The organism is Sphaerisporangium viridialbum (assembly GCF_049674955.1).
Classification (GTDB): Bacteria; Actinomycetota; Actinomycetes; order Streptosporangiales; family Streptosporangiaceae; genus Sphaerisporangium; species Sphaerisporangium viridialbum.
Map to the genome: position 1 here is coordinate 2247189 of NZ_CP187232.1, position 19960 is coordinate 2267148.

Annotated in this window: 19 protein-coding genes; 15 read left to right on the forward strand and 4 right to left on the reverse strand. The window is 71.3% G+C overall.

Annotation, left to right across the window (positions count from 1 at the left end):
* Nucleotides 1-72: 72 nt before the first annotated feature.
* The 7 genes from ACOZ38_RS10045 (at nt 73) to ACOZ38_RS10075 (ending at nt 7456) form a co-directional block, all read left to right on the forward strand.
* On the forward strand, nt 73-384 hold the full coding sequence (locus ACOZ38_RS10045; RefSeq protein WP_405145653.1) for an STAS domain-containing protein: 312 nt from the start codon (nt 73-75) through the stop codon (nt 382-384).
* A 7-nt stretch (nt 385-391) separates the two neighbouring features.
* The gene (locus ACOZ38_RS10050) at nt 392-802 is read left to right on the forward strand and encodes an ATP-binding protein (RefSeq protein ID WP_424529863.1); all 411 of its coding nucleotides are present in this window, start codon (nt 392-394) and stop codon (nt 800-802) included.
* Nucleotides 799-2013, forward strand: a complete 1215-nt coding sequence (locus ACOZ38_RS10055) for a PP2C family protein-serine/threonine phosphatase (protein WP_424529864.1) — start codon at nt 799-801, stop codon at nt 2011-2013. Before ACOZ38_RS10050 ends, ACOZ38_RS10055 begins: the two co-directional genes overlap by 4 nt.
* Nucleotides 2013-2756 (forward strand): AAA family ATPase, encoded by a 744-nt coding sequence (locus tag ACOZ38_RS10060; RefSeq protein ID WP_424529866.1) that lies wholly within the window; start codon nt 2013-2015, stop codon nt 2754-2756. Before ACOZ38_RS10055 ends, ACOZ38_RS10060 begins: the two co-directional genes overlap by 1 nt.
* Nucleotides 2753-4195, forward strand: coding sequence for a sugar phosphate nucleotidyltransferase (locus tag ACOZ38_RS10065; protein WP_424529868.1), 1443 nt, complete (start codon nt 2753-2755; stop codon nt 4193-4195). Before ACOZ38_RS10060 ends, ACOZ38_RS10065 begins: the two co-directional genes overlap by 4 nt.
* A gap of 119 nt (nt 4196-4314) precedes the next feature.
* Nucleotides 4315-6168: a 1,4-alpha-glucan branching enzyme gene (glgB, locus tag ACOZ38_RS10070; RefSeq protein WP_424529869.1), complete on the forward strand. Its 1854-nt coding sequence runs from the start codon at nt 4315-4317 to the stop codon at nt 6166-6168.
* 97 nt (nt 6169-6265) lie between these two features.
* Nucleotides 6266-7456 (forward strand): IS701 family transposase, encoded by a 1191-nt coding sequence (locus ACOZ38_RS10075; protein WP_424529871.1) that lies wholly within the window; start codon nt 6266-6268, stop codon nt 7454-7456.
* On the opposite strand, the gene ACOZ38_RS10080 is transcribed toward ACOZ38_RS10075, so the two are convergent.
* Nucleotides 7453-8409, reverse strand: a complete 957-nt coding sequence (locus ACOZ38_RS10080; protein ID WP_424529873.1) for a GlxA family transcriptional regulator — start codon at nt 8407-8409, stop codon at nt 7453-7455. The genes ACOZ38_RS10075 and ACOZ38_RS10080 overlap by 4 nt on opposite strands.
* Before the next feature lie 72 nt (nt 8410-8481).
* Between ACOZ38_RS10080 and ACOZ38_RS10085 the strand changes: the two genes are divergently transcribed.
* From ACOZ38_RS10085 to ACOZ38_RS10115, 7 genes are all read left to right on the forward strand, one after another.
* Nucleotides 8482-9801, forward strand: coding sequence for an MFS transporter (locus ACOZ38_RS10085; protein ID WP_424529875.1), 1320 nt, complete (start codon nt 8482-8484; stop codon nt 9799-9801).
* Nucleotides 9798-10520, forward strand: a complete 723-nt coding sequence (locus tag ACOZ38_RS10090) for a peptidyl-tRNA hydrolase (protein WP_424529876.1) — start codon at nt 9798-9800, stop codon at nt 10518-10520. Before ACOZ38_RS10085 ends, ACOZ38_RS10090 begins: the two co-directional genes overlap by 4 nt.
* Before the next feature lie 117 nt (nt 10521-10637).
* Nucleotides 10638-11666, forward strand: a complete 1029-nt coding sequence (locus ACOZ38_RS10095; RefSeq protein WP_424529878.1) for a hypothetical protein — start codon at nt 10638-10640, stop codon at nt 11664-11666.
* 115 nt (nt 11667-11781) lie between these two features.
* Entirely contained in the window at nt 11782-12426 is a 645-nt protein-coding gene (locus ACOZ38_RS10100; protein ID WP_424529880.1) for a hypothetical protein, read from the forward strand.
* A 150-nt stretch (nt 12427-12576) separates the two neighbouring features.
* Nucleotides 12577-13179, forward strand: a complete 603-nt coding sequence (locus ACOZ38_RS10105; RefSeq protein ID WP_424529882.1) for a Maf family protein — start codon at nt 12577-12579, stop codon at nt 13177-13179.
* 40 nt (nt 13180-13219) lie between these two features.
* The gene (locus ACOZ38_RS10110; protein WP_424529883.1) at nt 13220-14020 is read left to right on the forward strand and encodes an EI24 domain-containing protein; all 801 of its coding nucleotides are present in this window, start codon (nt 13220-13222) and stop codon (nt 14018-14020) included.
* A gap of 228 nt (nt 14021-14248) precedes the next feature.
* On the forward strand, nt 14249-15331 hold the full coding sequence (locus ACOZ38_RS10115) for a DUF4192 domain-containing protein (RefSeq protein WP_424529884.1): 1083 nt from the start codon (nt 14249-14251) through the stop codon (nt 15329-15331).
* A 290-nt stretch (nt 15332-15621) separates the two neighbouring features.
* Here the strand turns inward: ACOZ38_RS10115 and ACOZ38_RS10120 are convergent, their stop codons facing one another.
* Nucleotides 15622-15966 carry a hypothetical protein gene (locus ACOZ38_RS10120; RefSeq protein ID WP_424529886.1) on the reverse strand — a complete coding sequence of 115 codons (345 nt, stop codon included), beginning with the start codon at nt 15964-15966 and terminating at the stop codon, nt 15622-15624.
* A 220-nt stretch (nt 15967-16186) separates the two neighbouring features.
* Between ACOZ38_RS10120 and ACOZ38_RS10125 the strand changes: the two genes are divergently transcribed.
* Nucleotides 16187-16720: a DUF1707 and DUF4870 domain-containing protein gene (locus tag ACOZ38_RS10125; RefSeq protein ID WP_405145684.1), complete on the forward strand. Its 534-nt coding sequence runs from the start codon at nt 16187-16189 to the stop codon at nt 16718-16720.
* Between the two features lie 240 nt (nt 16721-16960).
* Here ACOZ38_RS10125 and ACOZ38_RS10130 read toward each other — a convergent pair whose 3' ends face one another.
* A complete protein-coding gene (locus ACOZ38_RS10130; RefSeq protein ID WP_424529887.1) occupies nt 16961-17770 on the reverse strand; it encodes a septal ring lytic transglycosylase RlpA family protein in 810 nt (269 codons plus the stop codon).
* Nucleotides 17771-18296: 526 nt separating this feature from the next.
* Nucleotides 18297-19835 (reverse strand): ATP-dependent DNA ligase, encoded by a 1539-nt coding sequence (locus ACOZ38_RS10135; RefSeq protein WP_424529888.1) that lies wholly within the window; start codon nt 19833-19835, stop codon nt 18297-18299.
* Nucleotides 19836-19960: the final 125 nt, after the last annotated feature.

The following is a 19960-nucleotide window of genomic DNA, read 5'->3' on the forward strand; positions in this document are numbered from 1 at the left end:
AACCAACAACCGGCTCGAACGACAGACCGGCTCCGTCGCACGGACCCGGCTTCGACGACCAGGAGGACCGCAGTGGCCTTCACCGCAACCCTCAGCACGGACGCGGACATCGCGACCATCCACCTCGCCGGCGAGCTCGACGCCTCGACCGCGCCCGACTTCCACGAAGCGATCGACGACGCCGCCGCCACGGGCGCCGGACGCCTGGTCATCCAGGCGGCGGACCTGACCTACATCGCGAGCGCGGGGCTGCGCGCCCTGGTGTTCGCGCGGCAGAAGCTGGGCGACGACATCGTGATCGTCATAACCGGCGCGACCGAGCCCGTCCTCCGGGTCATCCGGATGGCCGGGCTCGACCGTAGCTTCGAGATGACCAGTTCGTGAGGTTCCGGTGCCCCGGATCCCCGCGTCGCTCGAAGCACTCGACGAGGTGGCGGGTTACGTCCACGCGCTCGCTGAGCGCGCGGGACTGCCCGCCACCCGCGCCCACCGGCTGAGGCTGGCGGCGGACGAGCTGGCGACCAACATCGTCGTCCACGGCTACCGGAACACCAAGGGTGAGCTCGGGGTCGAAGGGGGCGTCGAGGAGGAGTCGGTCTGGCTCAGGTTCGAGGACGACGCCCAGCCCTTCGATCCCCGGGACGGGCTCCAGACCCCCGAGCAGGACGTGCCGGTCGCGCAGCGCCGGATAGGCGGCCTCGGGGTCTACCTGGCGCTGACCGCCCTGGACGGCTTCACCTACGAACGGGTGGCCGGACGCAACATCAGCACGCTGCGGATCCGTAGGGATGGAGCGACATGACCCAGACCGGGGTAATGGTTCTGGACGACAGCCTTGAGCTGCCGCCGCGACTGAGGCAGGCGCTGGAGGAGGCCGGGACCCACGTCCAGATCCGCTCGCCGGCGGACGTGCTCGCCGGCGAGCGGGTGCCGCCCCTCGATGTCCTGCTGGTCTCGGCCGAGGTGCCGCCGAACATCGTCAGGGCCGTCGCGAGGCGGCTGGACGACGAGGGGCGGCACCCGGTGATGCTGGCGTTCACCGAGAACGACTTCGGGGCGCTCGAACGCCACATCCGCGGCGGGCTGGACTACCTGGTGCCGCCCTTCCTGACCTCGCTGGTCCGCACGCGGCTGCACAGCTGCTACGTGCGGGCCGAGCTCGGGCGCACGCTCCGGCAGATCGAGACCCAGGCCGACCTGCACCGCTACGAGCGCGAGCTGGAGATCGGCAGGGAGATCCAGCTGGGCTTCCTGCCGGAGTCGCTGCCGACGCCCGAGGGATGGGGCATCGACGTGCGGTACCGCCCGGCCCGTACGGTCGCGGGAGACTTCTACGACGTGTTCGAGCTGGTCAACGGCCGCCGCATCGGCCTGGTGGTGGCGGACGTGTGCGACAAGGGGGTCGGGGCCGCGTTGTTCATGGCCCTGATCCGCAGCCTGCTCAGGCACACCGCCGAGCAGAGCGGGAGCCAGGGCCTGAGCGCCGTCGACCTGATGGCGGGGGACGAGGTGCGCGCGGTGCCCGTCGTCGGCGCGACCCCGTTGCTGAACGCCGTCGTCGGGACCAACGACTACCTCACGCGCAACCACCTCAGGCAGGGCTACTTCGCGACCATGTTCTTCGCGGTGCTTGACCCGGCGACGGGCAGCCTCGTGTACGTCAACGGGGGGCACAACCCGCCCGTGCTGGTCCGGGCCGGCGGCGGCGATCCGGTCATCCTCGAACCGACGGGCCCGGCGGTCGGCGTCCTGTGCGACTCGACGTTCTCGCTCGGCCACACCCACCTGGATCCCGGTGACGTGCTCTTCATCTACACCGACGGCGTGACCGAGGCACGCGCGCCTGACCGGAAGTTCTTCGGGGAGGAACGAATGCTCGACCTGGTTTGCGACGGCACCGGTTCCGGGGCCGACCTGCTGCGACGGGTGGACGACGCGCTGAACGGGTTCGTCGGCGCGGCGGAACAGTCGGACGACATCACGATGATGGCCGTCCACCGGATGGGGATCTGATGGCCCGGGTCATCACGATGCACTCCTACCGGGGAGGCACCGGCAAGTCCAGCATGGCGGCGAACATGGCGCTGCTCCTCGCGGCCGAGGGCCGCCGGGTGGCGCTCGTGGACGCCGACATCCAGTCGCCGGCCGTGGACACGATGTTCGGGTTCCTGCGCAGCCCCGCCAAGTGCTCGCTCGCCGACTACCTGGTGGGCCGCTGCGAGATCGAGGACGCGGTCATGCGGGCGCCGGAGGACGGGCCGTTCATCGTGCCGGCCAGGACCAGCGTCTCGGCCATCAACGAGATCACGGCCAACGGCTACGACGTGGGGCTGCTGAACGAGGGGTTCACCCGGCTCATCGGCGCCTTCGACCTGGACGTGCTGATCCTGGACACCCACACGGGCATCAACACCGAGACCGTCATGGCGGTGGCCTGCTCGGACGCGCTGGTCCTCGTCACCAGGGCGGACCGGCTCGACCTCGCGGGCGCCGCCGAGAGCGTCGCGCTGGCCGACAGGCTCGGCTGCACGCGGCGCGCCGTGGTGGTGAACATGGTGCCGGACGTGACGCTCGGAGACGGCCTGGTGCTGAAGGCGGAGACGGCCTACGGCTCCCCGGTCACCGCGGTCCTTCCGTACGTGCCGGAGATGGCGCAGCTCGCGGGAGAGCAGATCTTCGTCACCGCCCATCCCGCGCACTCGCTGGTCAGCGGCTACCAGAAGATAAACGACGCTGTGCTCGACGGTGCCGCATGAGAGCACCGGTCGAGGACGGCGCGAGGAAGGCGCCCATGACGGGCGCCGGGGCGGGTGGCGATGGCGCGCCCCGGGAAGACGCCGCGACGAGAGTGCCCGTGGTGGCCAGGGGAGCGGGCGTGCCCGCGGAGAGCGTGCGCGGCATCGCGCTCGCCGGTGGCAAGGGCATCAGGGCCCGCCCGCTCACCCTCACCACCCCCGACCACGTGCGGAGCAAGGCCGCCATGCGGCTGGCGGGGCGCAGCCTCGTCGAGTGGGCGGTCGAACTGCTGCGCGCCCAGGGCGTCACCGATTTCCGGGTGGCGGCCAACGGCAGCGAGAACCGGTGCCAGACCAAGGACATCCTCGGCGACGGAGCGCGTCTCGGCGTCTCGGTGCGCTATTCGAGGCCGCGGTTCGACCACGACAACACCGGCTCGGGGCAGGCGACGCTGCGCTGCCTCGACCACTGGGATCTGAACGGCCTCGCGCTGATCTTCCCGACCGACTCCATCTTCGACTTCGACCTGGCAGCGATGGTCCGGCGGCACCGGGCCTCCGGCGCCGCCGTCACCGTCGCGACCGTGCCACGCTCCCCGGCCGAGGCGGCGGGCAAGTACGGCGTGCTGGTCAGCGGCGGCGACGGCATGGTCACCAGGTTCGCCGAGAAGCCCGGCAGGGAGCTGGCCGAGCGCCTGGCGCACGGGGGCGACCTGGAGACCAACGCCGGGATGTACCTCGTCGACTGCGACGCGCTGCGGATGGCCGCCCGCCGGCCCGCCCTGGCCGAGCTGAGCCGCCGGCGCCTCGACTGGGGCGGGGACCTGCTGCCCTACCTCATCTCCTCCGGGAGCCGCGTGGCCTCCCACCCGATCGCGCGGTTCGGTGACCTCGGCAGTCCCGAGGACTTCCTGCGCACCATGCGGGAGGTCCTGCGTGACGAGTACCCGGCACTCAGCGCGCGGATGCGCCCGTTCCGCAGCCACGCGCGCGGTGTGCGCATCCACGAGAGCAGCCTCAACCTCAAGGACGAGGTCTCGGGCCGCTCGCTGGCCGAGAAGATCCGGGACGGCGACGTGCTGATCGGGCCGAACGTCCGCGTCGGAAGGGACGTGGAGATCGGGCCGGGGGTCGTGCTGGCCGACTCCGACGTGGCCGACGGTGTGGACATCGGGGAGGGCGCCACGCTGCACGGCGTGGCCTGCGGGGAGCACGGCATCATCGGGCCCCGCGCCCGCCTCGCCGACACCGTGCTCGGGGCCGCGGTGGAGATCAGGGAGGCGGCGGTGCTCGAAGGGTTCTGCGCGCTCGGGGACGAGGTGAGCGTGCACGCCGGAGTGCGGCTGCACGGGGTGAGCGTCTTCCCCCGGCTCGAGATCTGGAGCGACGCGCGCGTGCCGAGGGGCGCCTGCCTGGTGAACCCCGGTGACGTGCTCCGATGGTCGCACAGGGTGGCTTGACAGCCGGACTTGACTGAGTAGCCACGAATGGGTAGGGGTCGGACATCTCCCCGAGTAATCTAACGAGCACCAATCGCTGGGGTTAACACTCTGATCTGGAACGCGGGAGAGATGAAATCGTGAATTTCATTCTCAGGAGTCGTGATTCACTCTTCGGCGATCCGGTTTTCCCTTCTCGTAAGACAGGCGACTTCCAACTGGGCCGCAACGGTAAGGGCCGCCACGAACGGCTCTGGCAGGCACTCGGGGCGCACACCACGGCCGTGGGCACCGCCTTCGCGGTGTGGGCGCCCAACGCCCGCGAGGTCCGGGTGGTCGGTGACTTCAACGGCTGGCGGGGCGCGGGGCACCGCATGAGCTGGACCGGCGCCTCCGGCGTCTGGGAGCTGCTCGTCCCCGGAGTCGGCGACGGCTGCCGCTACAAGTACGAGATCCTCGGGCACGACGGCGAGTGGCGGCAGAAGGCCGACCCGCTCGCCTCGGCGTCCGAGTGCCCGCCCGCCACCGCCTCTGTGGTGTTCACCCCCGCTCACGAGTGGGGCGACTCCCGGTGGCTGGCACGCAGGGGGTCCAGGGTGCCCCACGAGGAGCCGATGAGCCTCTATGAGGTCCATCTCGGCTCCTGGCGGCCCGGCCTGACCTACCGCGAGCTCGCCGAGGTGCTGCCCGCGTACGTGGCGGGTCTCGGCTTCACCCACGTCGAGCTGCTGCCCCTCGCCGAGCACGCGTCCGACGAACACCTGAGCACCGCCTTCTACGCGCCCACCGCGCGGTACGGCGGGCCCGACGACTTCCGGCACCTGGTCGACAGCCTGCACCAGGCGGGCGTGGGCGTCATCCTCGGCTGGACCCCGCAGCGCTTCGCCGGCGACGAGTGGGGCCTCACCCGCTTCGACGGCGGGCCGCTGTACGAGGCGGGGGAGCCCTCGGCCTTCGACTACGGCAGGCCGGAGGTGCGCGCCTTCCTGCTGGCCAACGCGGTCTTCTGGTGCACCGAGTTTCACATCGACGGGCTCAGGATCGCCGGGGTCGCCTCGATGCTCCACCGGCCGGGCGAGGGTCTCGGGAGCGATCCCGACGCCGCCTCGTTCCTGCGCGAGGTGAGCTCCGCCGTGGCCCGTGCCGGCGCGGGGGTGGTCACCGTCGCCGAGGAGTCGAGCGCGTGGGACGGCATGACGGCGCTCACCGACCCCGGCAGCTTCGGCTTCCACTTCAAGTGGAACACCGGCTGGACGCACGACACCCTGGGCTACCTGGCGAGGGATCCGATCTACCGCAAGTACCACCACGGGGAGATCACCTTCCCCATGGTCTACGCCTACTCCGAGCACTACATCCTGCCGGTCTCCCACGACACCGGGCCGCTGCCCGCCCGGATGCCGGGCGACCACTGGCAGCGCCTGGCCAACGTCAGGGCCTTCCTCGGCTTCATGTGGGCCCACCCCGGCAAGCAACTGCTGTTCATGGGGCAGGAGTTCGCGCAGGAGGAGGAGTGGTGCCCCGCGCGGGGCCTGCGCTGGGACGCGGCCGACGGCGGGGTCCGCGACCTGGTCCGCGACCTCAACACCGCCTACCTCGGCCTTCCGGCCCTGTGGCGGCTCGACTCATCGCCCGAGGGGTTCAGGTGGATCGCCCCGGACGCCGCGGAGGAGAACGTCCTGGCCTTCCTGCGGTACGACGCCGACGGCACGCCGATGGCCTGCGTCTGCAACTTCTCGCCGGTCATCAGGCCGGACTTCCGCATCGGCCTGCCGTTCGCCGGCAGGTGGGCCGAAGTGCTCAACACCGACGCCGAGCCGTACGGCGGCAGCGGGGTCGGGAACCTCGGCGTGGTCGAGGCGACGGCCACCCCCTGGCACTGCTGCGAGGCGAGCGCGTCCCTCGTCCTGCCGCCCCTCGCGACCCTCTGGCTCCGTCCCGTCCCTCGCGGGGATCTCCCGCCGCATTCATCTGACAAAGTAATCCAGGACTGACCCAAAAAAACCGCACGGGCGGTATGGTTTTTCTTGGCACCCAGCGGGGTGTGCGCCTCACCGGAACTCTCGGGGCGCGGACTGGAGGGGGTCGCCCGTGGGCGTCAGCTCAGTCTCCTCCGAGCAGGAGAAAGTCTCATCGGAGTTCTTCGCCCGGTTCTGCGGCATGATGTTCTCGTCGCTGAAGCGGCGCGACCAGCGTCGCTGGGCACGACTGTATCTCCGTGGGCTCCTGTCGATCGAGGGGCGCAAGACGATGCGGGGGATCGCGTCGCTGGAGAGCGGGCCGGCCGTCGAGCAGAGCCTGCAGCAGTTCATCAGCCAGTCGCCCTGGGGATGGATGACGGTCAGGCGCACTCTGGCCGGCTACCTGGAGCAGGTCATCCGGCCGATCGCGCTGGTCGTGGAGCCGCTGGTGATCCCCAAGTCGGGGGACCACTCGGTCGGCGTCGAGCGCAGGTTCGTCAGGAAGCTCGGCCGCCTGGCCAACTGCCAGCAGGTCGTGGGCGTCTGGCTCGCGTCCGAGCAGGAGGCCTGCCCGATCGACTGGCGGCTCATCCTGCCCGAGAGCTGGACCGGCGACCCCGGCCGGCGCCGGCGCGCCGGCATCCCCGACGACGAGGTGAGCCTCAGCGTCGAGGAGTGCGCCGCCGAGGTGGTGGCCGGCATCGCCAGTGCCTGGGGGCTCAGGCAGCGCCCGGTGGTGATGGACGCCAGGGAGATCGACATCGGACGCATGATCTTCGAGTTCTCCGAGCGGGGCATTCCGTTCGTGCTCCGGGTGCACGACTCGATCCCCGTGAGCCCGTCCGACCCGAGGATCCCGCTCGGCATGGGACGCCGCATCCAGGCCGGCCAGCTGATCGACGCGCTGCGCGACGTCAGCCGCATCGTCGAGGTGCCCCGGGCCGTGAACGGCGCCGTCTCGGCCTCCCGCCCCGCGTTCGCCGTGAGCGCCCGGGTGCACACCCCTTTCCGGTCGTCCACGGCCGAGGCGGGGGAGCCGACCCTCACCCTGCTGGGCGCGTGGACCGTGCCCGAACAGCGCTCGGCCTCGGTCTGGCTGTCGAACATCACCCAGCTTCCGCCAGGGGCGCTGCTGCGCGTCGCCCAGACCGCCGAGCGGGTGGCCAGGGAGCGCGCGGGGGTGACCCACCATCTCGGGCTCCGCGACTTCGAGGGAAGGTCGTTCAGGGGATGGCACCACCACGTGACGCTGGTGTCGGCCGCCCACGCCTTCTGGATGATGCTGTCGAACACCGGAAGCCAGCTCTCGCAGTTCCTCTAGGACTTGAAGGTGTGGCGGTAGGTCAGCGGCGCCACGCCCACCGTCGCGTGCAGGTGCTGGCGCAGCGACACGGCCGTGCCGAAGCCCGACAGGGCGGCCACCTTGTCCACCGGAAGGTCGGTGGACTCCAGCAGGTGGCGCGCGCGCTCCACGCGCTGGCGGCTGAGCCATCGGGCCGGGCTTAGCCCGGTCTCCTCCCTGAACCGCCGGGTGAACGTGCGCACGCTCATGCGCGCGTGCCTGGCCTGGGTGGCGAGGTCGAGCCGATCCCCGAGCCGTTCGAGCATCCAGGCCCTGGTGGGGGCGGTGGTCGCGCCTCCGGGCTCGGGCAGGGGGCGCTCGATGAACTGCGCCTGCCCGCCCTCGCGCCACGGCGGGGTGACGCAGCGCCGCGCCACCCGGTTGGCCACCTCGCTGCCGTGGTCGCGCCGGATGACGTGCAGGCACAGGTCGATGCCCGCGGCCACCCCCGCCGAGGTCAGCAGGTCGCCGTTGTCGATGAACAGCACGTCGGGGTCGAGAAGCACCCGGGGGAACAGCGACCGGAACAGGCCGGCGTTCCTCCAGTGGGTGGTCGCCGGCCGGCCGTCCAGAAGGCCCGCCGCGGCCAGCACGAACGCCCCCGTGCAGATCGACATCAGCCGGGAGTGCGACGCCGCGGAAAGCAGCGCGTCGCGGACCTCATCGTCCACCGTGCCGTCGGTGAGCGGCGATCCGCCGTGGATGCCCGGCACCACCACGGTGTCGGCCGTGCGGAGGATCGACAGGTCGTGGTCGGGGACCACGCTGAACCCCGCCGAGCCGCGCACGGGCCGCCCGCCGGGGGTGCAGGTCACGACCTCGTACAGCCGCCGGCCCGCGGCGTCCTCGGCGATCCAGAAGACCTGTCCCGGGATCCCGAGGTCGAGGGTGGCGAAGTCGTCCAGCACGAGGACCGCGATGCGATGCGCCATGGCCGGATTCTTGCACATATTGGCTATCAAGCCACTCGCCCGGTCTGAGGTGCGGAATCCATCATTGTCGGCATGGCGTTGACGATGGATGTGAGGCGGAGGCGGCGACCGCACCGGGCCTGGGTGGTGGCGGGAGTCGCTTTCGTGGCGATCGTGGGGGCGGCCGGGTTCCGGGCCACGCCGGGGGTCCTCATCACCCCGCTGGAGCAGGAGTTCGGCTGGACGCGGGGCACCATCTCGCTCGCCGTCTCGGTCAACCTCATGCTGTACGGCCTCACCGCGCCGTTCGCGGCGGCCCTGATGGACCGTCTCGGCATGCGCCGCGTCGTCGCCGCCGCGCTGCTGCTCGTCGCCCTCGGAAGTGGGCTGACGGTGTTCATGACCGCGAGCTGGCAGCTCGTCGCGTGCTGGGGCGTGCTGGTCGGCCTCGGCACGGGCTCGATGGCGCTGGTCTTCGTCGCCACGGTCACCGACCGGTGGTTCGTACGGCACCGGGGCGTGGTCACCGGAGTGCTGACGGCCGGTGGAGCCGCGGGCCAGCTCGTCTTCCTGCCCCTGCTGGCATGGATGGCCGAGGGGCCGGGATGGCGGGTGGCCGCGCTGGTGGTCGCCGGGGCGGCGCTGACGGTCGTGCCGCTGGTCTGGTTCCTGCTGCGCGACCGCCCCGAGGACGTCGGCCTCACCGCCCTCGGGGCCGAGCCGGGCGCGGTCCGCGCGGCGCCCGTCGTGCGCACGGGAGGGGCGGCCACGCGGGCGCTGACCGTGCTGAGGTCGGCGGCGCGCACCCGGTCGTTCTGGTTCCTCGCGGGAGGCTTCGCCATCTGCGGCGCGAGCACCAACGGCCTGGTGGGCACCCACTTCATCCCCGCGGCCCACGACCACGGCATGCCACAGACCACCGCGGCGGGCCTTCTGGCGCTCATCGGCGTCTTCGACGTGGCCGGGACCATCTTCTCCGGCTGGCTCAGCGACCGGGTCGACCCGAGGATCCTGCTGGGCGCCTACTACGCGCTGCGCGGCGCCTCGCTGCTGATCCTGCCCGTGCTGTTCTCCGCGACGGCCGAGCCCAGCATGCTGATCTTCATCATCTTCTACGGCCTGGACTGGGTGGCCACCGTGCCGCCGACCGTGGCCCTGTGCCGCACGATCTACGGCCGGGACGGCGCGGTGGTGTTCGGCTGGGTGTTCGCCTCCCACCAGGTAGGCGCGGCCGTCGCGGCGGTGGCGGCCGGGGTCACCCGCGACCACCTCGGCCACTACGACGCGGCCTGGTACGGGGCCGGTCTGCTCTGCGCCCTCGCCGCGGTCATGTCGCTGCGGGTGGGCCGCGCGTCCCGAAGGCCGGACGTGCCGGACCGGCGCCAGGACGAGGCTGAGATCCTTGGGGCGTGAGCCAGCCAGACCAGAGAGTGCTTCCCCTCGTCGTCCGCATCGAGCGCGCCACGCCGCCCGAGCGCACCGACGCCCTGGAGGCGGCGGCGCTCGCCGTACTCACCCTGCTGACCGACGAGCGCACCACGGGCGGTGAGTGGACCGAGCCCGTGCAGGCATGGGAGACCATCGGCATCAGGAAGGTGGTGCGCCGGGCGAGAGGCGTCGAGTGGCGCCGGGTGCAGGAGCTGCCCGGCATCACGGTCGCGGTGCGGTCGGCCGAGGTGCGCGTGCACCCGCCGATCCCGCTCGACGCCTGGCCGAAGGAGCTGTCGCGGCTCCAGGTCTCGGGCACCGACCTGACCGACACCGCGCCGCCGGAGCCGCCCCCGCCGGGCGCGGCGGTGCTGTGGTTCAACCCGTCGCTCGAGATGTCCGCGGGCAAGGCCATGGCCCAGGCCGGTCACGCGGTCCAGCTCGCCTGGTGGGGCACCGACGAGCCCACCCGTGCCGCGTGGCACGCCGAGGGGCTGCCGGTCGCCGTGCGTACGGCCGGGCCGCGCCGGTGGGCGGCGCTGGTGGACAGCGGCCTTCCTGTCGTCCGCGACGCCGGGTTCACCGAGATCGAACCGGGCTCCCGCACGGTCGTCGCCGACGCGCCGTGGCTGCGCGCGGGCGGCCACCGCCCGGCCGGTTGGGGGCCTCTGCGCGATCCGTCCCGCCAGGCTGACGGCGTTTGACCGGCGGGTGAAAGCGGAGGTCAGAGCGTACGCAAAACCTCTATGCGGTAGGCACTCGTTCCCGAAGTGTGATCGGGAACTCAGACGCGCATGGGGGTTTTGCCGTACGCTCCGATCGTGCCAAATGGGGTGGGTGGGAACTACGGGACCAAGGCCGTCCCAACGTACGTAACAGCGGATGCGGAGACCGCACCGCTGCCGAAGATCACGATCGAGGAGCCTCCTCCGCCACCGCCACCGCCCGTCAAGCGCTCCTTGCTCGCAAGGCTGGGCGACCTGCCGATGCGCGTCATCTACCGGGGAGTCGTCGGCGGCCTCGCCGCCCTCGCCGTCGTGGCGGCGGCCGTCGTCTTCTTCGTGACCGGCTGGGGCAAGGGCGAGCCGACGGCCGCGGCGGAGCCCCGGGCCACGCTGCCCGCCTCCGCGTCCGGCGCGGCGCCGTCGGTCTCCGAGGAGCCGTCCGCTTCCGGGTCGGCGCTGTCCGTCCCGTCGGTTTCGGGGTCGGCGTCGGAGCCGTCCGAGGTCTCCGCGCAGGGCTCGGCGTCGCCGGTGCCCACACCTGTGCTCACGCCGACGCCCGGCAACAGCGCGCTGGTCACGGCCCAGGCGGATCCGCGCGTCCCCGCGCTGCCCGCCGACCGGAAGCTCGCCGACTTCCGCGGGCACGGCGCCGCCACGAAGGGGCGGGTGAAGGACAAGCGGTCCGGCATCACGTTCGCGCGCTTCGTCAAGGAGTGGAAGCTCACCAAGTCCTCGCCGTTCGCCACCCGGCGCACGCTTCCCGCGGCCAAGGGGGCCGGGCACCGGGCCCTGCTGGCGTCCTGCCCGGTGCCGATCGCGATCCAGGAGGACCTCAAGGACACCGCCTTCCTCGCGGCGCGCTGGACCCTGAACTACCACCCGGCGGGATCCGAGATCACCTGGACGGCCTCACAGCCGATCAAGGCGGGCGAGCAGAAGGGCTGGCTGCTCGGGTACCGCGTGAACTACGAGGCCGGTGGGAGGAAGCACGTGTCCAACGCGGCGGTCGCGCTGGTCGAAGTGCCCTCCGCCAAGCCGGCGCTGGTGTTCATCACGATCCCCGACGCCCAGAAGAAGCGCTGGGCCGACATCAACACCCTGATGTCCAGCGTGCGCGCCCTCTAAGGCGGTCTTCCCCGGTGGCCGGCTTCAGGGCGGTCTTCCCGGGTGGCCGGTGAGGGCGCGCACGTGCCGGGATCGGCGGGACCGGGGTTCCATTGGCGGCGATATGGTTCCTGCCATGTCTCCATCAGCCTCCCGGTCTCCGGTAACCGCCGACGACCTCGACCAGGCCGTCCAGCTCGCCGTCGGGCTCCTGCGGCAGGCACCGCCCGCGGCCTGGGACGGCAAGGCCGGCTCCCTGGAGTGGGACTGCTGGGAGACCGTCGAGCACCTCAGCGACGACCTCTTCTCGTACGCCGCCCAGCTGGGCCCGAGGACACCGCCCCTGGACGGCCTCGTGCCCTTCGCGTGGGAGGCCCGCAGGCCCGGAGGCCCCGCGAACGCCATCCACGCCGACCGCGCGGCTGGGCCCGCCGGGCTGCTGCGGGTGCTGGAGGCCAGTGGCGCGCTCCTGGTCGCCATGGTGCGCACGACCCCGCCTGCGGTCCGCGCCCACCACGTCCACGGAGCGTCCGACCCCGAGGGCTTCGCCGCGATGGGCATCGTGGAGACCCTCGTGCACACCCACGACCTGGCCGAGGGGCTCGGGCTCGCCTGGACCCCGCCGGCCGGCATGTGCTCGCGGGTGCTGGCCCGGCTGTTCCCCGACGCCCCGCTGACGACCGACCCCTGGCCCACCCTGCTGTGGGCCACGGGACGCTCCGAGCTCTCCGGGCACGCGCGTCTGACCACCTGGCGCTGGTACGGAGAACCCCGGTCGTAGACCTCCGGGCGCTGTACGGTGCGCGTCGGCCGTAGACCTCCTGTGGTGCCCGGGTCATAGGCTTCGGGCCGTACTCAGGCCGCTTCGACGAGATTCGTGAAGCCCTCCCTGGGGCGTACCGGTCGCCGGGTTACTCTAGGCTCGGATGACATGACCGAGATCGTCCTCGCCTCCTCCTCGCCCGCCCGGCTCGCGCTCCTGCGCAGCGCGGGCCTCGACCCCACCGTCGTCGTCAGCGGTGTCGACGAGGACGCCGTGACCGCCGAGTCGCCCACGGAGCTCTGTCTCGTCCTGGCCCGCGCCAAGGCGTCGGTCGTGGCGGAGGTCCTCACCGAGGGCCTCGTCATCGGCTGCGACTCGGTCCTGGAGCTCGACGGCCAGGCGTACGGCAAGCCCCGCTCTCCCGAGGAGGCCGTGGAGCGCTGGCGGTCGATGCGCGGCCGTACGGGCAGGCTCCTCACCGGGCACTGCGTGATCGACGCCGGCACGGGCGCCGAGGCCGCGGAGGTCGCGGCGACGGTGGTGCGCTTCGGCGAGCCGAGCGACGAGGAGATCGCCGCCTACGTCGCCAGCGGCGAGCCGCTGCGCGTGGCGGGCGCCTTCACGCTCGACGGCCTCGGCGGCTGGTTCGTCGACGGCATCGAGGGCGACCACGGCAACGTGCTCGGCATCTCGTTGCCCCTGGTCCGCCGCCTGTTCGCCGACCTGGGCGTTCCCGTGACATCCCTCTGGAAACAAGCATCTTTCCACTGATCTTGCGACGATCCTCACGGAAGGCGTTAGCCTGCCGGGCATGAACAGCATGGGCCAGCCCATCCGCCGCGGGATCGGTGGCTTCGCCGACGGGATCAAATACTTCTTCCAGGGGCTCGGCTGGGTCGCCAGGCATCCGCGTCAGTGGCTCTTCGGGCTCATCCCCGCGCTCATCGCGCTGGCCCTCTACATCGTCGCGCTGGTGCTGCTCGGCACCTACGCCGGCGACCTCGCGGCCTGGGCCACCCCGTTCGCGGACGGCTGGAGCGCGGGCGTCCGCGACACCGTGCGCATCCTGCTGGGTGTCGTCGTCTTCGGGCTCGGGCTCGTGCTGGCCGTCATCACCTTCACGGCAGCCACTCTGGTGATCGGCGACCCCTTCTACGAGAAGCTCTCCGAGCGCGTCGAGGAGAGCATGGGCGGGGCGCACACGGGCCCTGACGTCCCGATCTGGCGGTCGATCGTCCGCTCCGTGCGCGACAGCCTGATCACCCTCGCGTACGTGCTGATGTTCACCATCCCGCTGTTCATCCTGGGGTTCGTGCCGGTGGTCGGGCAGACCGTGGTGCCGGTGCTGGGCGCCGCCGTCTCGGGGTTCTTCCTCACCGTGGAGCTGACCACGCTGGCCATGGAGCGCCGGGGCCTCTCGCGCAAGCAGCGCTTCGCCCTGCTCCGCGGGGACAAGTCACCGGCCCTGGGGTTCGGCGTGCTGGTCTTCCTCATCTTCCTGATCCCCTTCGGGGCCGTCTTCGCCATGCCCGCCGCGGTCGCCGGGGCCACCATCATGGTCCGCGTGCGGCTCGCCCCCCGCCACCCGGCCCCCGCCCCGTCCGACCACTGACGCCTGCCTGCGGCGCCTCATCGACGAGGGGAACCGTGCCACGCGCGGGGCTGCCCTGTGGATATCCTCGTGCCGCGCTGACGGGCGTCCTCGGGCGTGTTCTTCCTTTTCAAGCGGTGGACGGCTCGGCCGGCGCGCTCCGATTTGATCGGACATCCTTGGACGCGGTCTCCACAGGAGCGCGTTCGGCGCGATCGGCCGGGTGCGAATTCGTGAGGCTTGGCGCTCATGACGTCCTCACCGATTCTCCTCACCTCCCCCGGCGACATCCTCGGCGCCGTGCCCTATCTCCTGGGCTTCCATCCCGCTGACAGCCTCGTCGTCATCGCCTTCGCGGGCAGAGGCGCGCGTGGCAGGCTGCGCGTCACCACGCGGTGGGATCTGCCCTTTCCCGCCGGAGCGATCGAAAGGCTGGTGCCACTGCTCAGGCGCGAGGAGGTCACCCACACGATCCTGGCCGGGTTCGGCGAGGGTGCGCTCGTGACTCCGGCGGTCGACGAGGCCGTGCGGCTGCTCGGCGACGCCGGCATCGAGGTCATAGAGGCTCTCCGCGCCGAGGGTGCGCGTTACTGGTCGTATGTCTGCAAGCAGATCCGGTGCTGCCCGCCCGAGGGCCGCCCGTACGACCCGGTGGCCGGCCAGGTCGCGGCGCAGGCCACGCTCGGAGGCCTGGTGGCCCTGCCCGACCGCGAGAGCCTGGAGCGGTCGGTGGCCCCGGCCAGGGGAGCGGCGCGGGTGAGGATGCGCGAGGCGACCCGGCTCGTGGCCGCCGACGTGCGCTCGCGGCTCATCGGCACGCCGAAGCCCGAGGAGGTTCCCGGGGAGTTCGTCGCCGAGGGGCTGGCCCGGGTGCGCCGATCGGTCGAGGGCTTCGGCACGCGGGGGCCGTTGCCCGACCACGAGGCCGCCCGGCTCGGGGTCGACCTCGCGGTGATCCGCATCCGCGACGAGGCGTGGACCCTGATGGCCGACGACACACAGGACACCCACGTCGCCTTGTGGGCCGACCTCACCCGCAGGCTGGAGCCGCCGTTCGTGCCGCCCGTGGCGTCGCTGCTGAGCGCTGCGGCCTGGCGTCGCGGCGACTGCGCGCTCGCGGGCATCGCCGTCGAGCGGGCGCTCGCGGCCGACCCCTCGTACTCCATGGCGAACCTTCTGGCACAGGGTCTCCAGCAGCTCGTCAGCCCCGAGATCCTTCGCCACCGCATGCCGAGCCCGGAGGAGCTGGACGCGAGCATGGGCCCGCCCCGGATGGAATGGCTCCATCCGATGCTCGGTCTCCTCGACGACCACACCGTCCTGAGCCGCTAGCCGAGCCCATCCCCGGCTCGGCCGCGGCGAAGGTGCGGCCCCAAGGAAACTCCGTCCCGCCGAAGGCTCGGTCCGTGTGGAGCGCCGTCCCGGGGAAGGTTCGGTCCGTGTGGAGCTCCGTCTCCCGCCCGAAGGCTCGGTCCGAGGGGAGCTCCGTTGTAGGGAGGCTCGTTCCCGGAAAGGCTCGGTCGCGGGGAAGGCCCGAATGCGGTGAAGGTGAATGCCGGGTCGCGCGCGGTGAAACCCTTGAATCGGTGTCGGGGAATGGCCGGGGCGCGGTAAGGAGTGGCCTACTCCTGCGCAGGGCTGTTCTTGCGGCGCTCGTTGTAGGCGCGCATCCTGCCCGGGTAGCCGGTGAGCTGCACGTCATAGACAGGGAGGGCGAGGTTCCTCGCCACCTTGAGGATGACGGCGGGGGAGCCGACCCTCCTGCGGGTCCATTCGCCGTCATGGGCGACGGCGACGGCGGTCGTGTCGGTGGCGAAGGTCTCCGGCTCGACGTAGAACTCCACTCCCCGGCGGGACTTCGCGAAGGCGATCAACGCCTCGATGTCGCCGTCGTTGGCTTCACGGTCGAACCTGACGATACTCCGGCCACGTAGCCGGCGAATTCCATAGCGATCCCGCCATCCCATATCCCTTGTATACCTGGACCGGCCGACAAATGGGCGCCTCGGGGCGAGATCGGGGTCGTGTCGGGGTTGTTCCGGATAGACCAGACTCGCCGTAACTCCAAGAATGAGGTGGACGACCGGTTACGAGGGAAAGGTACGGCCACTGATGGCAGGGGCAGTGAGACCTTCGGCGACACCATCCACTGGAGGGTGGGGGCCAGCGCCTCACCCCCAGCTTCGGGTGACCAACCAAGATCGCGATCAGGTGGTCGAGCACGTGACCGTCGCCTACACGGAAGGCCGCCTGGACAAGGACGAGTTCGACGAGCGGGTGCACCTGGCGATGACGGCGCGCACCCACGCCGATCTCGCACCGATCATGCACGATCTGTACCCGGTGCGGCCCATGCCGCGCGCGCCGCAGCCGCTTCCCCAGATGGGGCCGCACCACCTGGCGCCGCTGACGGGAGGCGACCGGCTCGGCGCCGCCGCCGCGCACCTGCTACCGCTCTTCGGCCTGTTCTTCGTCGGCCCTCTGATCATGCTGCTGACCGGCGGAAGAACCTCCTCGTACATCCGTCAGCATGCGGTGGAGTCGCTGAACTTCCACCTGACCCTGCTGGGGGCCACCATAGCCTTGCCCTTCACCGTCATCGGCGTCGTCCTCATCCCGTTCATGTGGATCGCCGCGTTCGTGCTCGGCATCGCCGGCGCGGTGTCCGCGATCAGCGACACCCACTTCCGCTACCCGCTGACCCTCCGCCCGATCAAGTAACCCACCGCGGTCCGCGCAGGTCCCCTTCGGGCCGCGCAGCTCCATTCCGATGCGCCGGTGCGCCTCGGGCCGCGCAGGTCCATTCCGATGTGCGCCGGTCCGCCTCGGGCCGCGCTGGTCCACTCCAACGTGCGCCGGTCCCCGCTGGTCCGCGACGTCGTGAGTGCTGGTCCGCGACGTCGTGAGTGCTGGTCCGCGACGTCGTGAGTTGGGTGCGTTGGTGCGCCGGGGAGGCGGCTTCTAGCGAGCCAGTACGTCGTACTTCACGGTCATGGCGCCGGTGGAGAGGCTGCCGATGGCGTCGAAGGCGGCTCGTGACAGGTCCAGGCAGCGCCCACTGATGAAGGGGCCACGGTCGTTGATGCGGACGGTCACGGTCCTGCCGTTCCGGGGGTTGGTCACGCGCACCTTGCTGCCCATGGCCAGGGTCTTGTGGGCCGCTGTCATCGCGTTCGGGTTGAAGCGCTCACCGCTGGCCGTCATCTGGCCCTCGTCGTAGTACGAGGCTCCGCAACGGCCCGACGAGATCACCTTGGTCTTGGCCGTGGCCTTCTTCGCGGCCTTCGCCGGTTTGGCCGCCTTCGGGGGCTCGGCAGGCTCTTCCGAGGATTTCGCGTGGGGGGAGTCGGCCGGCTGGCTGGACAGCGGTCCTGGCGCGCTCTGCGGGGCCGGTGGGGTCTGCGGGGCCGGTGGGGTCGCGGGGGAAGCAGGACCCGAGGAGCCCGAGGAGTTCGCCGGAGCGAAGGGGTCCCAGGGGCTGACCGCGTCACTCGCGGTGCCGGTCGTGCTGTCGGTCGCGATGACCCTTGTGGTGTCGCTCGGGGTGTTCGCGACAGGTGCGGTGGTGATCGTACGACGGGCCGTGCCGAGACCGGCGGCGGCGGTCACCGGGGTGCCATCGCCGTCGTCCACGATGATCCAGGCGCTCGCGGAAGCGGCGGCGACCACGGCGGTGACGGCGACGGCGGAGAGCAGGTGCCGCCTGGCACCGGCCTTGAGCAGGGGAGCTGTCTTCTCGTACCAGCGGGTGGGGGAGGCGTGCAGGCCCAAGGGAACCACGGTCCTAGATAGGGGGCAAGGACACGGGACGGCGCGAGCGGACGAGCTTGGGGGAGTCACCAAGCCGGCTGCCCGCTGGTCGTCCCATCTACGCATTAGGTGCTAAATAGCCCATTGCGCAATGTCCAGCACCATAACGGACAAACAGCAAGTAAAGGCAGTCAAAGGCCACGCAAAGTGACGCAAGTCACATCCTGCGTGATCAGCTGCCCGGCAGCGGTCCCTCGGTTTGGCGAGCGGAGGACTCCGGCGACTTCCATCTGGACGCGGCACACGTGGTCAAGCCCGGTGGCCGTGAGGCCGTTCGCCCGGTCCTGGGCGGGTGGGAGTGGCCGGCCGCTCCACCGGTGCGAAATGGCGAAATGGCGGAAGGGCGAGCACTGATAGGCCTGAGGGAGCGGCCGACAGGTTCGCGGGTGCTGGGAACGTCGGAGGCGAGTGCCGACGGCCGGGTCAGGATGGCCGGTCGGTTCGTGGGTGAGGCAGGGTGGTGCGGTGGTGATCGACGGTGGGTCGGTCAGAAGAGGAGTTCGCGGACGGAGTCCACGGTGTCGGCCTCTTCGGGGCGCTTGTCGGGGCGGTAGCGCAGTACACGGGCGAACCTCAGTGCCACGCCGCCCGGGTAGCGCGGGGACCGCTGAACCCCGTCGAAGGCCACCTCGACCACCATCTCGGGCCGTACCGTGACCACCCACTCGTCGCTCGGGCCCTCGGCCAGCGCGAGGAACCGCTCGGTCTGCCAGGCCAGAAGCTCGTCGGTGAGGCCCTTGAACGTCTTGCCCAGCATCACGAAGTCGCCCGACCGCGGGTCCCTCGCTCCGAGGTGCAGGTTCGACAGCTTGCCCTGGCGCCGTCCGTGCCCCCACTCGGCGGCCAGTACGACGAGATCGAGGGTGTGACGGGGCTTCACCTTGATCCAGCCCGCTCCTCGCCGTCCGGCGGCGTACGGAGTGGCGGGGGACTTCACCACCACGCCCTCGTGCCCCTGCCTGAGGACGTCGGCGAAGAAGGACATGCCCTCCTCGGGGTCGGCGGTGACCAGGCGTGGTGTCAGCAGCTCGCTCGGCACGGCGCGCGCCAGCGCCGCGTGCCGCTCGACGTCGGGAAGGTCGAGCAGGTCCTCACCGCCGGCGCGCAGCGCGTCGAAGAAGAACACGCTCAACGGTGTCGTCTCGCGCAGCCGGGCGATATCGGTCTTGCTGGCCACCCGGCTCGCGGTCACCTGGAAGGGCTCGGGCCTGCCGTCGGGCCGCAGGGCGATCACTTCGCCGTCGAGCACCAGGTCGTCGCCGGGTAGGGCGAGCACGGCCTCGACGAGTTCCGGGACCTGGGCCGTGATGTCGTCCAGGGTCCGCGTGAACACCCTGACCTCGGAGCCGGAGCGGTGCGCCTGCACGCGGACGCCGTCGAGCTTCCACTCGAGGGCCGCGGGGCCGCCGCCCAGCTTCGCGAGGGCCGCCGTCACGTTCGGGGCACTCTGGGCGAGCATGGGGGAGACGGGCCGGCCGACCTCCAGGTGGAACGAGCGCAGGGCTTCGACGCCGCCGGTCAGAGCCGCGGCGCCCACCGCGGGCAGCCAGCCGCGCAGCGTAAGCGCACGCCGCACCTCGGCGGCGGGAGTGCCCGCCGCCTTGGCGACCGCCTCGATCATGACCCCGTTCAACGCGCCCTGGCGAAGCTCGCCGCCTAGCAGGCGGAGAAGGAACGACTGCTCCTGGCGGGTCGCCGACCGGAACAGCTGGTCCACCAGTTGCTTCCTGGCTGCCTGGGAACCCGTCCCGGCCTGGGACTTTATGCGGCTGAGGAGATCGTCGACCTCGCTGAGGCTGGCGCTGGCGATCTGGCGGGGCTCGGGAAGATCTTGGAGGCCGCGCCAGCCGACGCCGATCTGCCGTTGTGGAAGCTCACCGGAGAGATACGCGACGGCGATCTCGGCTTCCTCCGGCTGGACCCTGCTCAGCAACTCGGCCAGATGCCGGATCTTGGCGAGCCGGGCGGAGTCCGCCGCGACGGCAGCCGAGGTGCGCGCGAGGTCGATGAGCAACACAGGTCTCATCGTGCCAGTTCAGCCGAGGGGACGCTCCCGCAGGTCGCGATATAGCCGAGATAAGCCACGAATCTTGCCGAACCCCCGCAGAGGGACGCCGTGGGAGCCGCCGGGCCGGAGGGCTCGCGGTGCGG

Bases quoted from the DNA above. Each gene is read 5' to 3' on its own strand.
- ACOZ38_RS10055 (WP_424529864.1), top strand. From the start codon at position 799: ATGACCCAGACCGGGGTAATGGTTCTGGACGACAGCCTTGAGCTGCCG.
- ACOZ38_RS10060 (WP_424529866.1), top strand. From the start codon at position 2,013: ATGGCCCGGGTCATCACGATGCACTCCTACCGGGGAGGCACCGGCAAG.
- ACOZ38_RS10065 (WP_424529868.1), top strand. From the start codon at position 2,753: ATGAGAGCACCGGTCGAGGACGGCGCGAGGAAGGCGCCCATGACGGGC.
- ACOZ38_RS10080 (WP_424529873.1), bottom strand. From the start codon at position 8,409: ATGGCGCATCGCATCGCGGTCCTCGTGCTGGACGACTTCGCCACCCTC.
- ACOZ38_RS10085 (WP_424529875.1), top strand. From the start codon at position 8,482: ATGGCGTTGACGATGGATGTGAGGCGGAGGCGGCGACCGCACCGGGCC.
- ACOZ38_RS10100 (WP_424529880.1), top strand. From the start codon at position 11,782: ATGTCTCCATCAGCCTCCCGGTCTCCGGTAACCGCCGACGACCTCGAC.
- ACOZ38_RS10105 (WP_424529882.1), top strand. From the start codon at position 12,577: ATGACCGAGATCGTCCTCGCCTCCTCCTCGCCCGCCCGGCTCGCGCTC.
- ACOZ38_RS10110 (WP_424529883.1), top strand. From the start codon at position 13,220: ATGAACAGCATGGGCCAGCCCATCCGCCGCGGGATCGGTGGCTTCGCC.
- ACOZ38_RS10115 (WP_424529884.1), top strand. From the start codon at position 14,249: ATGACGTCCTCACCGATTCTCCTCACCTCCCCCGGCGACATCCTCGGC.
- ACOZ38_RS10120 (WP_424529886.1), bottom strand. From the start codon at position 15,966: ATGGGATGGCGGGATCGCTATGGAATTCGCCGGCTACGTGGCCGGAGT.
- ACOZ38_RS10135 (WP_424529888.1), bottom strand. From the start codon at position 19,835: ATGAGACCTGTGTTGCTCATCGACCTCGCGCGCACCTCGGCTGCCGTC.